16 protein-coding genes are annotated in these 14,665 nt (G+C 36.2%); 9 read left to right on the top strand and 7 right to left on the bottom strand.

The annotated features are described in order from the left end of the window. The first annotated feature begins 3 nt into the window (after positions 1-3). The gene (locus LBD46_08220) at positions 4-306 is read left to right on the top strand and encodes a hypothetical protein (protein MDR2427143.1); all 303 of its coding nucleotides are present in this window, start codon (positions 4-6) and stop codon (positions 304-306) included. Positions 307-557: 251 nt separating this feature from the next. On the opposite strand, the gene LBD46_08215 is transcribed toward LBD46_08220, so the two are convergent. Continuing rightward, entirely contained in the window at positions 558-1,745 is a 1,188-nt protein-coding gene (locus LBD46_08215) for a pyridoxal phosphate-dependent aminotransferase (protein ID MDR2427142.1), read from the bottom strand. Between the two features lie 118 nt (positions 1,746-1,863). Here LBD46_08215 and rplU point away from each other — a divergent pair, with 118 nt between their 5' ends. From rplU to LBD46_08185, 6 genes are all read left to right on the top strand, one after another. Beyond that, positions 1,864-2,181: a 50S ribosomal protein L21 gene (gene rplU, locus LBD46_08210; protein ID MDR2427141.1), complete on the top strand. Its 318-nt coding sequence runs from the start codon at positions 1,864-1,866 to the stop codon at positions 2,179-2,181. 32 nt (positions 2,182-2,213) lie between these two features. Beyond that, entirely contained in the window at positions 2,214-2,465 is a 252-nt protein-coding gene (gene rpmA / locus LBD46_08205; protein ID MDR2427140.1) for a 50S ribosomal protein L27, read from the top strand. Positions 2,466-2,473: 8 nt separating this feature from the next. Then, complete coding sequence (obgE, locus tag LBD46_08200) at positions 2,474-3,733, top strand: GTPase ObgE (GenBank protein MDR2427139.1); 1,260 nt, start codon at positions 2,474-2,476, stop codon at positions 3,731-3,733. Positions 3,734-3,879: 146 nt separating this feature from the next. After that, entirely contained in the window at positions 3,880-6,195 is a 2,316-nt protein-coding gene (locus tag LBD46_08195) for a heavy metal translocating P-type ATPase (GenBank protein MDR2427138.1), read from the top strand. Between the two features lie 187 nt (positions 6,196-6,382). Next, positions 6,383-6,598: a cation transporter gene (locus tag LBD46_08190; protein ID MDR2427137.1), complete on the top strand. Its 216-nt coding sequence runs from the start codon at positions 6,383-6,385 to the stop codon at positions 6,596-6,598. 358 nt (positions 6,599-6,956) lie between these two features. After that, the gene (locus tag LBD46_08185; GenBank protein ID MDR2427136.1) at positions 6,957-7,598 is read left to right on the top strand and encodes a hypothetical protein; all 642 of its coding nucleotides are present in this window, start codon (positions 6,957-6,959) and stop codon (positions 7,596-7,598) included. A 68-nt stretch (positions 7,599-7,666) separates the two neighbouring features. On the opposite strand, the gene LBD46_08180 is transcribed toward LBD46_08185, so the two are convergent. Both LBD46_08180 and LBD46_08175 read right to left on the bottom strand, forming a co-directional pair. Next, positions 7,667-8,845, bottom strand: coding sequence for a DNA recombination protein RmuC (locus LBD46_08180; protein ID MDR2427135.1), 1,179 nt, complete (start codon positions 8,843-8,845; stop codon positions 7,667-7,669). Positions 8,846-9,007: 162 nt separating this feature from the next. Continuing rightward, the gene (locus LBD46_08175; protein MDR2427134.1) at positions 9,008-9,487 is read right to left on the bottom strand and encodes a MerR family transcriptional regulator; all 480 of its coding nucleotides are present in this window, start codon (positions 9,485-9,487) and stop codon (positions 9,008-9,010) included. Positions 9,488-9,637: 150 nt separating this feature from the next. On the opposite strand from LBD46_08175, the gene LBD46_08170 reads away from it, so the two are divergent. Next, positions 9,638-10,126: a DUF1893 domain-containing protein gene (locus LBD46_08170; protein ID MDR2427133.1), complete on the top strand. Its 489-nt coding sequence runs from the start codon at positions 9,638-9,640 to the stop codon at positions 10,124-10,126. Positions 10,127-10,161: 35 nt separating this feature from the next. On the opposite strand, the gene tatC is transcribed toward LBD46_08170, so the two are convergent. The 4 genes from tatC to LBD46_08150 form a co-directional block, all read right to left on the bottom strand. Continuing rightward, entirely contained in the window at positions 10,162-10,902 is a 741-nt protein-coding gene (gene tatC, locus LBD46_08165) for a twin-arginine translocase subunit TatC (protein MDR2427132.1), read from the bottom strand. A 2-nt stretch (positions 10,903-10,904) separates the two neighbouring features. Continuing rightward, complete coding sequence (gene tatA / locus LBD46_08160; GenBank protein MDR2427131.1) at positions 10,905-11,132, bottom strand: twin-arginine translocase TatA/TatE family subunit; 228 nt, start codon at positions 11,130-11,132, stop codon at positions 10,905-10,907. Positions 11,133-11,278: 146 nt separating this feature from the next. After that, positions 11,279-12,550: a 4Fe-4S binding protein gene (locus LBD46_08155; GenBank protein MDR2427130.1), complete on the bottom strand. Its 1,272-nt coding sequence runs from the start codon at positions 12,548-12,550 to the stop codon at positions 11,279-11,281. A gap of 5 nt (positions 12,551-12,555) precedes the next feature. Then, positions 12,556-13,830: an aldo/keto reductase gene (locus LBD46_08150; GenBank protein MDR2427129.1), complete on the bottom strand. Its 1,275-nt coding sequence runs from the start codon at positions 13,828-13,830 to the stop codon at positions 12,556-12,558. A gap of 249 nt (positions 13,831-14,079) precedes the next feature. Here LBD46_08150 and LBD46_08145 point away from each other — a divergent pair. Then, positions 14,080-14,665: NAD(P)H-dependent oxidoreductase (locus LBD46_08145; protein ID MDR2427128.1), on the top strand; the 586-nt coding region annotated here is incomplete at its 3' end.

Below are 14,665 nucleotides of genomic sequence, written 5' to 3'. Positions count from 1 at the left end.
AAGATGATAAGAGTTTTATTGAGAGCATTTTTTAAAATTGTTGGCGTTACGGGAATGGGAATCGCCGCATATATCATCGTAAGATGGTACATATTCTGGCTGGCATATTATTTTATAGGGAACATAAAAATTTCGATTCTTGCAGGTCTTTTGACTTTTTTCATGTCTCCGATTGCCGCGATAGTAGATTTGTTCTGGCATTCACTGGCAACTCCGACTGTTGAAATGGGAAAATATTTTCTCATTTATTTTGCCGCTGGAAGAATATTGTTTTTTATAGGTGAAAGATTTGATGACAATAATTAAAAAAATGACCAAAAGCTTAGAACCAGATTTGACTGTTCACTTGGATTAACTTTTTTATTTGTAAATTGTTCATTTTATGATATGTCGTATGTAAGAATTGTCAATTCACACAAAATTATAAGCATATTTAAAAAAGTTTGCTTCCTGCTTGGCTTGTCTCAAACCGTAGAAAAATATATTTCTCTTGTCTGTCATCTCTGTCTTGGTATCCGCTGCCATTATTTAGTTCCCATGTTTCTGTTTCCAAGCTTCTAAATTTTTAAAACCGATTCCAATCTGTTCATTCCTTCTTCAATCATTTTTATTGAAGCTGCATAAGAAAGACGCAAATATCCTTCCGCTCCGAAAGCCGATCCCGGAACAACGGCAATTTTGGCTTTTTCAAGCAGATAATCAGCAAACTCCAAATCGTTTTTTATGGTTTTACCGCCTAAAGTTTTACCGATAAGCCCGGAAATGTTCGGGAAAACGTAAAAAGCGCCATTGGGTTTTATACATGATATCCCTTCTATTTTATTTAACCGCTCAACTATATAATCTCTTCTTTTTTCAAATTCTGCTCTCATCATTTCAACGGCATACTGATTTCCGTTCAAAGCTTCAACTGCTGCTTTAAGAGAAATGGACGTAGGATTTGACGTTGACTGACTTTGTATTTTTGCCATTGCTGAAATAATCTCTTTATTGCCAGCAGTATAACCGATTCTCCATCCTGTCATAGAAAACGCTTTTGAAACCCCGTTTATAATTATGGTTATTTCCTTTACTTGTTGAGAAATCGATGCTGCAGAAATGAATTTTGCCGTGCCATATATGAGTTTTTCATAAATATCATCTGATATGATAAGTATTTTATGTTTTAAACATATTTCAGAAATCGCTTTCAATTCTTCAAAATTGTATATCGCACCTGTGGGATTTGAAGGAGAGTTTATGATTATTGCTTTTGTTTTTGAAGTTATAGCTTTTTCTACTGACTGCGGCGTCATTTTGAAACTGCTTTTGTCATCAGTATTTATTATTATGGGATTTCCGCCGGAGACAATGATCATATCTGTATACGAAACCCAGTAAGGTGAGGCAACAATTATTTCGTCGCCGTCATTTATAATTGACTGGAAAAGATTATATAAAGAGTGTTTTGCCCCGCAGGATACTATTATCTCATCCGCATTATAATTCAAGCCATTGTCTTTTTTGAACTTATTTATAACTGCTTTTTTCAGTTCTGGGCTTCCAGCTACAGGACAATATTTTGTGTACCCTTCGTTTATTGCGGCTATTGCGGCTTCTTTAATATTGTCTGGAGTGTCAAAATCCGGTTCTCCCGCTGCAAAACTTATTATGTCTATTCCCTGCTGCCGTAATGTTTTTGCTTTTGCATCAATTATAAGAGTCTGTGAAGGCTTTATTGCCTGAACTCTTTTTGAAAGATACATTTTTGCTCCTAATAAAAGGCGCCTTGTCGAACTGGGCACCTGCTTAATTTTATCGTATGTTGGTTGACATTTTTTTTTAATTTTTGTAGATTATACAGATTATAAAGGAGTATGTCAAATGTACGCAATCATTAAAACAGGCGGGAAACAGTACAGAGTTGAAGAAGGAAACATCTTGTCAGTAGAAAAACTTAAAGAAGCGGAAGTAGGGCAGGAAGTGATTCTTGACGAGGTACTTATACTTGCGGACGGCGATAAAGCCTTTGTTGGGAAACCTAAAGTCGAAGGTGCAAGCGTTATAGCAAAAGTTGTGTCGCAGAAAAGAGCGCCAAAAGTTTTGGTATTTAAAAGAAAACCTAAAAAAGGCTATAAAAAAATGCAGGGACATCGTCAGTATATCACGGAACTGGAAATAACGAAAATTAAAGCAAGTTAGAAAGTAATTGTAATTTTATCAGGAGACATAAAATGGCACACGTAAAGGCTCAAGGATCTTCTAATAACGGCCGCGATTCGCACGGTCAGCGTCTAGGCGTAAAAATATACGGAGACCAAAAAGCTTCTGCCGGCGCAATTATAGTGCGTCAGCGCGGAACAAAATTTTTTCCCGGTGTCAATGCAGGAATGGGTAAAGACAATACTATTTTTGCAAAAGTCGCGGGAACGGTTAAATTTATAAGAAAATCAGGCGACAGATGTTACATAAATATTCTTCCGTAGATTAAAAAATGTTTATAGACAAAGCAAATATTTTTCTTACAGCCGGTCGCGGTGGCGACGGCTGTATTTCTTTTAGGAGAGAAAAGTATGTCCCTCTAGGAGGTCCTAACGGCGGCAACGGAGGAAAAGGAGGAGATATTTATTTTGAAGCCGATCCGCATAAAACCACTCTTCTCGATCTTTCTTATAGACCAAAATTTAAAGCTGAAGACGGTCATAAAGGACAGCCGAGCGACAAATATGGTAAGTACGGCGAAGATTTAATAATCAAAATTCCTCTGGGAACCCTTATTTTTAAAAACAGCGAACTTTTTGCGGATTTGAAAACAGCCGGTGAGAAAGTTCTAATCGTAAAAGGCGGAAGAGGAGGAAGAGGCAATGCTTCTTTTAAAACTGCGAAAAATACTGCTCCGAGAATTGCAGAAAAAGGAGAACCGGGTGAAAGTGTCGAAATAAATCTTGAATTGCGACTTATTGCAGACATAGGATTTGTCGGCTTTCCAAATGCCGGAAAATCGACGCTTCTTTCACAAATTTCAGCTGCAAAACCGAAAATAGCCGATTATCCGTTCACCACTCTTGTTCCTAATTTAGGTGTTGTAAATTATAAAGGGAAACATTTTGTCGCAGCCGATATACCGGGAATTATTGAAGGCGCACACGAAGGAAAAGGTCTCGGACTTGAATTTTTAAGGCATATACGCAGGACAAAAGTTCTTATACATCTAATTGATGTAAGTGGTTTTGATGGCCGAGATCCATATGAGAATTATAAGACAATAAATAATGAGCTTAAAAAATATTCGAAATACCTTGCAAAAAAACATATCTTAATAGTATTAAATAAAATTGACCTTCCAGATTCGCTTAGACATATAAAAAATTTTAAAAAACACTTAAAAATAAAAAAATTCTTAACTATTTCCGCTGCGACAGGTGAAGGGACGGAAAAACTTTTAGCGGAGATTGTAAAAATGTTGAACAAACCTTTATATTCAAACATAGAAGAAGAAATAGAAATTATTCCAGTTAAAAAGTATATTTATGAACCTGAATTTAAAATACATATTGAAGACGGCGTTTTTGTAGTAAGCGGCAAAAAAATCGAGACTTTAACTGAAATGACAAAATTTTCAGAAGATGAAGCGCTGAGACGTTATCAAAACATACTGAAAAAAATGAGTCTGGAAGATGAGCTTGAAAAAATGGGCTGTAAACAAGGCGACTTGGTAAGAATTGGCGGTCTTGAATTCGTGTTTGAAAAATAATTATAAAAGTATTTTTATTTGGTTATTTTGCAGTATTTTAATATGGGCAAGTTTGCTAAAAGATAACTGATTTATACAATGCTAGTTAAAAGGTGGATATCTGCCGATATGTTATAGATTATAGAAGCTGAGGAAGAAGGAGTTTTGTGGAAAAGAAAACTTTTAATATCACAGGTATGACGTGTTCGGCATGTTCGGCACGTATAGAAAGAGCCATTTCAAAAATAGGAGGGATAAAAAAGGCAGATGTTAATCTTTTAAAAAATACCTTAACTGTTTCTTTTGACAGTTCAATCGTAGGCATAGAACAAATTATTAAAAAAGTTGAAGATATCGGATATGGAGCTGTGCTTCAAAACGCAAAAATAAAGAAAAAAAGAAATAATCAGCCGATTGATATGGCGGCGTGTGAAATATATTCAATAAAAAAACGTCTTATAACATCAACTATATTTACTGTGCTTCTTTTTTATATATCTATGGGAGAAATGCTGGCAATGCCTATGCCATCTTTTCTTGTCGGCATGCAACAAAATATTATGGTTTTTGCTTTTACCCAGTTTCTGCTGGTGTTGCCGGTTATTTTTGCCAATCATAGATATTTTCAAACTGGATTTAAAAATCTGATTAAGCTTTCTCCGAATATGGACTCGCTTATCGCTTTAGGTTCCGGAGCGTCTTTTACCTATGGGATATATGCCGTGTATAAAATAGCATATGTTATCAGCGCGGGAAATATGAATTTGGCACATCAATTCAGCATGAATTTGTATTTTGAATCTGCCGCTATGATACTTACGCTTATTACTCTTGGAAAATTTTTTGAGGCCAAAGCAAAAGGCAAAACGTCTGAAGCTATAACAAAACTTATAAATCTCGCTCCGAAAACTGCAATCGTAATGCGTAATGGCAGAGAAGAAAAAATACTGGTTGAAGATGTCATAATCGGAAATATTTTGATTGTTAAAGCCGGAGATGCTATTGCGGTTGATGGCATTATTGAAGAAGGATACGGCTCGGTTGATGAGTCTGCAATCAGCGGTGAAAGCCTTCCTGTAGATAAGTCTGTGGGCGATAAAGTTACAACAGGAACAATTAATAAGTTCGGATATTTTAAAATGAAAGCCGTTGCCATAGGCGATAATACGTTGCTTGCGAAAATAGTCCGACTTGTAGATGAGTCCTCCTCTTCAAAAGCTCCTATTGCAAGACTTGCGGATAAAATAAGTTATATTTTTGTTCCAGTCGTAATTTTTATAGCTTTTTGTTCCGTCTTGATATGGCTGATTAACGGGCAAAGCTTTGAATTTGCTCTTTCAATCGGCATTTGTGTTTTGGTTATATCATGTCCGTGCGCTTTGGGACTTGCAGCTCCTACGGCGGTGATGGTTGCAATAGGCAGGGGCGCTTCCGACGGCATTTTGATTAAATCAGCGGCGGTTTTGGAAACCGTGCGCATGACAGATACTGTCGTGTTGGATAAAACTGGAACCATAACAAAAGGCGTGCCATCAGTGACGGATATTGTGCCTTGCGGCGTCGACGAAGCTGAACTGTTGTCAGCGGCGGCTTCGATTGAAAAAATGTCGGCTCACCCGCTTGCCGATGCAATCGTAAAAAAAGCCTCGGAGCTGAACATAGAAATAAAAGAAGCCAAAGACTATAAATTCACTCAAGGCTGTGGCATAAGCGGTATTGTTGACGGCATAACATATTGCGGCGGTAACCGTAAAATGATTGAAAGGATAGGAATCAATACGGAAAAGTATGTGCAGGAAGGGGAACGTTTTGTGTCCGCGGGCAAAATGCCTTTATATTTTTTCCGAAATGGAACTTTTATCGGAATAATTGCTTTGGCGGACAAATTAAAAAAAGAAAGCACAAACGCCGTCAGAGAGTTTAAACAGATGGGACTTGAAGTTATTATGCTTACGGGAGATAATGCAAAGACCGCAGAATCGATAGGCAGGCAAGCCGGCATTGATAAAATTATATCGGAAGTTTTACCTGAAGAAAAAGAACAAATAATAAGCTCTCTGCAAAAGGAGGGCAGAAAAGTTGCTATGATCGGAGATGGAATCAATGATGCACCCGCTCTTGCAAAAGCCGACGCGGGTATAGCCATATGCGCAGGTATGGATATAGCTATAGAGTCGGCTGACATAGTCTTAATGAAAAATGATTTAAGCGATGTTTCTGTGGCGATAAAGCTCAGCCATGCCGTTGTACGAAATATCAAACAAAATCTTTTTTGGGCTTTTATTTACAATATTGCGTGCATCCCTATTGCGGCCGGCATCCTTTACGGTTCATTTGGAATTTTGCTAAATCCGATGATTGCCGCCGCTGCAATGAGCTTTAGTTCCGTGTCCGTTGTTTTTAACGCTTTGAGGTTAAGATTTTTTAGTCCTAGTGTCCGGCAAATTAGTCTTCACGAACGATACTGCTACACGGAAAATTAGCTCTTGCACAAGGCAGCTTGAAACGGTGCTGACATACAGAGTAATAGAATGAGAATGCAGATTTGGAGCTGGAAAATTTGTAATAAAATAGATTGTTTCGAGGCGGCTTTGACTCCTAACAATGACAGTTGTAGAATTGAACCATTTTAATATGCTGGACATTAGTCTGTATTTTATGAGGATAAAAATGAAAAAAGTTATTAAAATTGAAGGTATGAGCTGCGGACATTGCAGCGTCACCGTAACAAAAGCTCTTAAATTTCTTAACGGTGTAAACAATGTGGAAGTAAATCTGAAATCAAAAGAAGCTTTGGTTGATGTCGATGAATCTGCTGCGGACGATAAGCTTTGCAATGCGGTTGAAGAAGTGGGATATGAAGTCGTCAATATAAAAAAGATTTAACATGGTTTGTTATTGATTTATATTAAAGATGTTGACTATATAAATGATTATTATAAGTCTGCAAAACAAAACGGCAATCCATAAAAGATTTGCAGGAAGAGAAAATATGTCAAAAAACCTATTAGCAAAGAAATCAAAAACAGTATCAAGAAAATGATTGTTTTATTATTTTCATTTTTTGTCATGGCAAACACAAATTTTCCATTCTCAATGCTTTTTTGATGCCAATGTAAATTCTTCAATACAGCCGATTAGCTTTAATGCCAAAATTATGCATCGTGCTTAATATCAAATTTCTTGTAAAAATACTTATTTTTGTGTAAAATCACAAAATATACTAAAAAAAGGAGCTTTCATTATGGCAACAAAAGTTTTTGACATTCAAGAGGTTTTAAAAAGCAGTTGGGAGAATTTTAAGAAAGCGCCGGTTTTGCTTATAGGTTTGCTGCTGCTTTCCACTGTTGCATCATTAATAGTGATGCAGCTTTCATTTTTCCTTCATTCTATGATAACATCAATTATTAGCGGGGCAGTAACTTCTTACATTATGCTTTCGATTATCAGAGCCGTACTTACGCTGCTCAACGGAGAAATTCCTGGATGGGGTTTATTGAAAAATGATTTCAGCTTATATTTAAAATTTTTTATAATGTCTATATTGCTTTCTATAATTTTTATAATCGCAAGCATTTTGTTTATAATTCCGCTAGTTTTAGCTTTAACCATTTTCTTTCCCGCGACTTATATCCTAGTGGACAAAAAAGATATTGGCATTTTTGAAGCTTTTAAAAGAAGTTGGGAGATAACGACTCCGCAGTTCGTATCGTGCCTTATTTTTATCATCGTTTGTTTTGTGCTTGTCCTCATCGGAATGATTCCACTGGGATTAGGTATGCTTATAGTAGTGCCTATAATCTATATATCGGGTGGAATAATATATAAAAAATTGGACGCCGTAGATTATTCGGCACCGGCTGAAACAGAGGATGTTAAAGAGTAATCTTTGCAAATACAAAAAAAACGAAAGGTGAGATTGACACCTTTCGTTTTTTTTATCTTCGTAGAACTTTAATCGTTATTTTTTTCCAGCAGCTCTTTAGGCATATCTTTTTTTACAGAAGCTCCGAGTTCTTTAAGTTTCTGTACTCTTTCTATAAGGCTGTCGCCTTTTTTTTCGGAATCCGAAAGTCTTTTTACGGCCTCTTCAGTTTTAGTTTTGGCTTCGGATATTTTTTTGTCAGCGTCAATAAGTATCTGTGCAAAAGAAACGAATTTATCGTAAAGCATCCCTCCATGCTTGGCAATTTCCAAAACATTTTTTTTCTGATTTTCCTGCCGCCAGATATATGCTACAGTTTTCATAGTTGCCATAAGTGTTGACGGAGTAACTGTCACCACGTTTTTGGCAAAAGCATAATCCAAAATTTCCGGAGAATTTTTTATGGCGAGCGCACTTGCAGCGTCTATAGGAACAAACATAAGTACATATTCAGGTTGATTTAAAGCCGGCAAATCCTGATAGTTTTTCTTTGAAAGCTCTTCAATATGTTTTTTTATGCTTATTATATGCTCTTTTAAAAAAACTTTCTTTTCCTGCTCGTTTTCGGCATTATAATATTTTTCATAAGCGGTAAGAGAAGTTTTTGAGTCTATTATTATATGTTTACCTTCTGGAAGATTTACCGTATAATCAGGTACTTTTCTGCTTTCTCCTATACCAATGGATTGCTGTGCATTATAATGTATGCCTTTTATCATGCCGGCAGACTCGAAAATCCTTTCAATATTTAATTCACCCCATATACCTTGTAGTTTGCTCTCTCCTTTTAGCGCGCCAGCAAGATTATTTGCTTCTTCGCTCACTTGTCTGTTAAGTTCCATAAGTCTTTCAAGTTCGGCATTTAAAACAGCCCTCTGCTGGTTTTCGGAAATGTGCATGCTTTCAACTTTATTTCTAAACTCATCTATCTTTTCCTTGAAAGGCGTAACTATGCCGTCAAGTTCACGCTTATTCATATCTGAAAATTTTGAACTTTTATCTTCAAGTATTTTGGAAGCGATATTTTCAAATTCTATTTTGAGAGAATCCTGAATTTTGCTTTGTTTTTCAATTTCTTGAGACAAATCTTTAATTTTTTGTTCTTTAGCAGCATTATCTTTTGATATGTTAATGAATCTGAAAATAAAAAAAGCCGCTCCGCAGGCGGCGCCTAAAAGAAAAACAATAATAAACATAATTATATTCATGCGCTTATTATACTATTTTTTTTATTTGATGATATGAAAATTGTATTAAGAAACTTAATTATGCTGTTTTGTTTATTAAATTTGGAAAATCGGCTTTTTTTAAAGATGCCTTCTACAGTGCCAAAATATGTATCCAAATCTACCGCCAGCTGTGCAGATGGATTATTTCATGCAGTTATACATTTTTTTAGAATTGCTTTTGTTTTTTTTGTCTTTTACCCAGCCTATTTTAATATCTTTGCAGCATTTGTTTTCTTTTTGCGCTGCTTCTATTCCTTTAGATATTGCGGTTTCATAATACCATATTTTATAATCAATTTTTTCCATATGTTTATTTAAAATTTCCATCTGTTCTTTAACTTTTTTCTTTTGTTCTAAAAATAAATTCAGACGCTTTTTGAATGTTTTTTCTCCATCTAAACACCATTTGATAAACTGTCTGATTTCTTTTACTGACATCCCAGTTTCTTTAAGACAATTTATTACCGCAAGCCATTCCAAATCTTCGTTTTTGAATTTGCGTATTCCTGCTTCGGAACGGTCTATAAAAGGAAGCAGCCCCTCCTTGTCATAATAGCGTAAAGTGTACGTGGTTAATCCCATTTTTTTTGCAATTTCAGAAATAGTGTAGTATTGCTGCATTTTTTATCTCCGCATGTTAATAATTTTGCTCATTATAAATAAAGTTAAACTTAGAGTCAACTCTAATTTGTCAAATTTGCAAAATAAAGCTTGACTTAGAGTTGACTCTAAGCTGTATACTTTTACAAGTGTAAAGAGATTGGGGGGATAATGAAGAAACAAAAATTTTTAAAAATTTCAACAGTATTGCTGATTGCGGCGGCAATATTTTACGGATGTGCAGCAAAAAAAACTGACGTGTCTTTAAATGATATAAAAGAGCTGTCGAAAAATCATGCTTTGGTGGTGGCTTATAATGACGGCAGTATAAAAACTTATGATGACAACGGCATAAAACCGCTATTTAAACATCTTGAAAACAGTGATTTTAAAAGAACTTATGTCTTTGATAAAGTTACGGGAAAAGCTTCTTCTCTTATATTGGCTTACGGAGGCGCGGAAAATCTTTATACTGGAGTTCTTTCTAAAGAAGCCATTCCTATTTTGGAAAAATATAATATCAAATATTCAGCTGACAATATAGTAGATTATATAGTCAATATAACTAAAGACGACAGATGTCCGATGGAAAAGTCTGTAGCCGATACAGACGATCCCGAAGAAGCGTATAAAATATTAAAAGAACGATTTGGAAATTAAAATATTGAAAACATAAAAGAATCTGAGCTTTGATATCAAAGCTCAGATTCTTTTGTTTTATTATTTTCTGGTTGTCTTATTTTTCGAGAAAATAAAAGTCCTGACTCAAATAACATATAAGTCGGCACTGTCAGCATGATTTGGCTGATTATGTCCGGAGGTGTAAGAACAGCAGCAATAATTAAAATGCCTATAAGAACATAAGAGCGTTTGGATTTTACACTTTCATAAGAGAGAATGTCCGCTTTTATCAGCGAATAAGTGACAAGAGGAAACTGAAACATTATTGCAAAAACTATTGAGAGATTCAAAGAAAGTGTAACGATATTTGATACTCCGAAAACCGCCTGCATATGCGGCGATGAAAAACTTATGCCAAACTTAATTATAAGAGGCACAATCGCAAAAAAACAAAAAAGTATTCCGAAACAAAACAGAATGGTCGAAGACAATACTGTTGATTTAATAAATCTTTTTTCTTTGTTATACAAAGCAGGAAGAATAAAATCCCAGACGTTTTTAACTATATAGGGAAAAGAAAGGATTAAACTCATAAATAAAGCGATTTTTATCTGAAGTACAAATACTTCCATAGGCGCAAAATAGTTCAACGATATGTTTGAGCTGCCCAATATTATTTTTATAAATAAATTCAGTACCTTTGGCGCCGCCAAAAAACATACGGGCAGCATAATGCCGATACAGATAAAACATCTTATCAGCACCCTTCTTAAAGCGCTTAAATGCTGTATTAAACTTTCATCTTTATCAGCCATTATTATTTTGACGCATCTTTTTTATCTGAAGCGCAATCCTCAAGTTTTTTCGCTTCGTTTTCCGCCGCCTCTTTCAGTTCATTGACTTCGTTCTCAATAGATTCTTTTGCTTTTTTAAATTCATGAGAAGCCTTTCCCAAGGCTCTTGCCAATTCCGGAATTTTTTTGCCGCCGAATAAAATGACTATCACAAGAAGAATCAAAATAATTTCGGTGATTCCTAAAGACATAGCAGCTCTCCTTTGTAACTAAATGATAAAAAATTTAAAAACCGAAAGCAGCGAGTGTTAGTATTGTTAAAAAAATTAAAATAGCTCAATAGTACTTCCGAACTGCCTTGCGCTTGTCAAAACTCAATGCATTAGCTTTATGCTTATTATACTCTTTTCTGTTCTTTCGTTCCGTAAATTTTTATATTTCCACCTGAAGAAACTACGCAAGCGCCGCAGCCTATGCACTTCATGGCTTCAAATGACGGTTTTCCTTCGGTAAGTGTCAGTGCATTAGTCGGGCATGCCTTTACGCATGCATCAAATTCTTTGAAAATTTCTACAGGCGGAGCAATCATTGCAATTCTTAAAACTTTCTTTTCTTCAAGCGAAAGTTTTTTCAATGCGCCCGCAGGACAGGCGGCGGAACATTTCTTACAATCGTACTTACAAAAATTTTTACCGTAATCTATGCTTACCGAGCCATAATTCTTGTCGGCTTTCTTTATAATTTTTGCCGGGCATATTTTTACGCAGAGATTACAATTTAAACATTTGTTAGCAAAACGTTCTTCGTTTATTGCGCCAGGCGGAAGAATCACATCCGAGAATTTTTCGGATATGGTTTTCTTTATTACCGCTCCGATTTTTGCCGCCGCGGCAAAAACAGCGACAGCGGAAGCCGCTAAAATAAAACCGCGTCTTTTCATGTCAAACTTTACTTCTTTTTTAGGAACACACCCATATTTTACTGCATTTTTATTGCAGACATTAAGGCATTTCAAGCATTTTATACAGCTCTCATTCGAAACGCTTTTTTCTTTAGAGTCAATGCAGCCTGAGGGACAGATGTTTTGACAAATTCCACATGAAATGCAAATATCTTTTTGCAAATATATTTTCTTTACTGAAAATTTGGAAATTAAACCCAGTACCGTGCCTATCGGACAGATATTTGTACAAAAAAATCTGTCCTTCATAAATACTGCGATTATAATTGTTGTAACTGCAATTATGCCCACGGCGGACAAAGTGAAAGCCGAACCGAAGTAGGCGTACGGTTCGGCTAAACGGAGTATGTAAACCGTTCCGCCTGCCAGCGTTCCAAAAACTACAGCAGCTATAAAATATTTAAAAAACATATTTTTTTGCTTTCCAGAATTTTTCTTTTTAAATAAACCTATAAATTCTTGAAATAAGCCTAAAGGACAAAGTGTCGAACAGTACACTCTTCCGAACAAAAAAGTAACAATTACGATAAAAAACAGCAAAATCAGAGCCGTCAACGAAAAATTTATGAACACTCTCTGCAACAAAGCCCCCACCTGCATGTCGAATATTTTTATGGGATAGAACAACCCCGCAAAAGCGGCGATTGCCAAAATCCCCGTGCAGACTGCAATGATAACTCTTATTTTATAAAGAATATTTTTTTTCATGACGGTTACGCCCCCTTTTTTAGATCTTTAACGGTATTATCGACCATTTCTAAAAGAGGAGGAATGTTAAGAAGCTGAGGACAATGCGCGCTGCAAAGTCCGCATTTTATGCATTTATCCGCTTTATGTCTGTCTTTAATCATATCGTATTTCTGTAAGAATGCGTTTTTATCGCCGGTTGCTTTATAACCGTTATAGAGGTCGAAAATTACGGGTATTGCTATACCTCTCGGACAGTCCTGACAGTAATTACACGTGGTGCAGTTTATTTCGCCGTGTTTTTGAAGTATTCCGGCTATTTTTTGTGCGATTTTTTCTTCTTTTTCGGTAAAAGGTCTGTAATCGGTAAAAGTCGCTGTATTTTCTTCAAGCTGCTGCAAACTGCTCATGCCGCTTAAAACTGTAAAATTATTTTTTCTTCCGGCTACCCATCGAAGAGCAAAAGAAGACTGAGTATCATCAGGCGCTTCGTCTTCAAGAACGGCTTTCGCAGAGCCGGTAAGTCTTGCTAAGGCGCCTCCTCTTACGGGAGTCATCGGCAGAACCGGTATTTTTGCTTTTGTGAGAATGTCATAATTTTTATATACTTCAGGCGTTCTGGGAGTTTCACCGGGTTTTAGTTCAGGGTATTGTTTCCAATCTAGATAATTAAGCTGTATCTGGCAAAATTCCCATGGATGTTCGTTGGCAACTTCCTGTAGAAGTTCATATGAGCCGTGATAGGAAAAACCTACATGCCTTACTTTTCCTTCCTGTTTGAATTTCAGGAGTTCTTCAAACACGTCAAAATTGCGGTAATTATCTACGGTTAAAACAGAAATGTTATGGGCGAGATAAAAATCAAAATAATCGGTCTGGCATTTTTTTAACTGTTCTTCAAAAATTCTTCTTACATCAGCTTTAGAAGTAAGAGAGCGGAGCGGGTTTTTTGACGCGAGAAAAAAACTTTCTCTTTTGTAGTTGCTTAGCACTTTTCCTACTGCAAGTTCCGACTCCCCATGATGGTACATGTAAGCGGTGTCGAAATAGTTGACGCCGTGCCGCATAGCGTAATCTGCCATTTTTTCAAAATGCACCATGTCGATTTGCCCGTCAACAGTAGGCAGACGCATGCAGCCCATAGAAAGTAGAGGAATATCAAGATTTTGAAACTTTCTCGTTACGACTTGTCCTTCTTTTTTTCTTTTTGCCGATGAATTATTTCCTATGCTGCAGCTACCCAATACGGCAGTGCCTCCTATAGTTAAAAATGAATTAACTATGAACTCGCGCCTTTTCATCCGTTCCCCCCGGATACTAGATTTTAAACAGGTAAAAAGTTTTCTTATTATAATACTTAGAGCCGACTCTAAGTCAAGCGATTTTTATATATTGATATTTACAGATAACTATTAATAACGAGAATTATATAAATAGTATTGCATGAAAATATCCGCCATCAAAAAAGTACTTGACTTAGAGTTAACTCTAAGTTGTATATATAAGTAACTATATTCGTTTGAAGGAAACTTTAATAAAGAGAGGTCTCTATGCAAAAAACATTTTTGAAAGCCGTGAAAACGCTGTTCTTATTTGCTTGCGCCGCTGCTATCGTACAGCCTGCCGCTGCACAAACTCAAGCACAGGATAAGGAAAATAATATGAAAAAAGTTCTTGTAGTTTATTATTCAAAATCCGGCAACACCCGTGAAATAGCCAAACATATACAAAATGAAACTAACGGGGATATTTTTGAAATAGAGACTGTCACTCCGTATCCGGACGATTATAATACCGCCACAAAACAGGCAAAAGAAGAAATAAATAAAGGATACAAACCGCCTATAAAAAATAAAGTAAACAATATTAATGAATATGACATTATTTTTGTCGGCTCGCCTAATTGGTGGAGTACAATAGCGCCGCCAGTATCGACATTTTTATCCGAACACGATTTGTCTGGAAAAACAGTCGTGCCGTTTTGCACTCATGGCGGCAGCGGAATATCAAAATGCGCTTCTGATACGGCAAAGCTTGTTCCGAAATCGACCGTCCTGAAAGGTGCGGCTTTTTCTGGTTACGGCGCGAAAAATGCGCAAAAAGAAGTTGCGGATTGGATAAAAAAATTGGCGTTAA

This window comes from Candidatus Endomicrobium procryptotermitis (assembly GCA_031279415.1).
GTDB classification, from domain to species: domain Bacteria; phylum Elusimicrobiota; class Endomicrobiia; order Endomicrobiales; family Endomicrobiaceae; genus Endomicrobium_B; species Endomicrobium_B procryptotermitis.
The sequence above is the reverse complement of the archived record's forward strand: the minus strand, read 5'-3'. Positions and strand labels throughout refer to the sequence as shown.

What these genes read in the sequence shown, in the direction of transcription:
- LBD46_08220 (MDR2427143.1), top strand. Translation starts at nt 4, where the DNA reads ATGATAAGAGTTTTATTGAGAGCATTTTTTAAAATTGTTGGCGTTACG.
- LBD46_08215 (MDR2427142.1), bottom strand. Translation starts at nt 1,745, where the DNA reads ATGTATCTTTCAAAAAGAGTTCAGGCAATAAAGCCTTCACAGACTCTT.
- rplU (MDR2427141.1), top strand. Translation starts at nt 1,864, where the DNA reads ATGTACGCAATCATTAAAACAGGCGGGAAACAGTACAGAGTTGAAGAA.
- rpmA (MDR2427140.1), top strand. Translation starts at nt 2,214, where the DNA reads ATGGCACACGTAAAGGCTCAAGGATCTTCTAATAACGGCCGCGATTCG.
- obgE (MDR2427139.1), top strand. Translation starts at nt 2,474, where the DNA reads ATGTTTATAGACAAAGCAAATATTTTTCTTACAGCCGGTCGCGGTGGC.
- LBD46_08190 (MDR2427137.1), top strand. Translation starts at nt 6,383, where the DNA reads ATGAAAAAAGTTATTAAAATTGAAGGTATGAGCTGCGGACATTGCAGC.
- LBD46_08185 (MDR2427136.1), top strand. Translation starts at nt 6,957, where the DNA reads ATGGCAACAAAAGTTTTTGACATTCAAGAGGTTTTAAAAAGCAGTTGG.
- LBD46_08180 (MDR2427135.1), bottom strand. Translation starts at nt 8,845, where the DNA reads ATGAATATAATTATGTTTATTATTGTTTTTCTTTTAGGCGCCGCCTGC.
- LBD46_08175 (MDR2427134.1), bottom strand. Translation starts at nt 9,487, where the DNA reads ATGCAGCAATACTACACTATTTCTGAAATTGCAAAAAAAATGGGATTA.
- LBD46_08170 (MDR2427133.1), top strand. Translation starts at nt 9,638, where the DNA reads ATGAAGAAACAAAAATTTTTAAAAATTTCAACAGTATTGCTGATTGCG.
- tatC (MDR2427132.1), bottom strand. Translation starts at nt 10,902, where the DNA reads ATGGCTGATAAAGATGAAAGTTTAATACAGCATTTAAGCGCTTTAAGA.
- tatA (MDR2427131.1), bottom strand. Translation starts at nt 11,132, where the DNA reads ATGTCTTTAGGAATCACCGAAATTATTTTGATTCTTCTTGTGATAGTC.
- LBD46_08155 (MDR2427130.1), bottom strand. Translation starts at nt 12,550, where the DNA reads ATGAAAAAAAATATTCTTTATAAAATAAGAGTTATCATTGCAGTCTGC.
- LBD46_08150 (MDR2427129.1), bottom strand. Translation starts at nt 13,830, where the DNA reads ATGAAAAGGCGCGAGTTCATAGTTAATTCATTTTTAACTATAGGAGGC.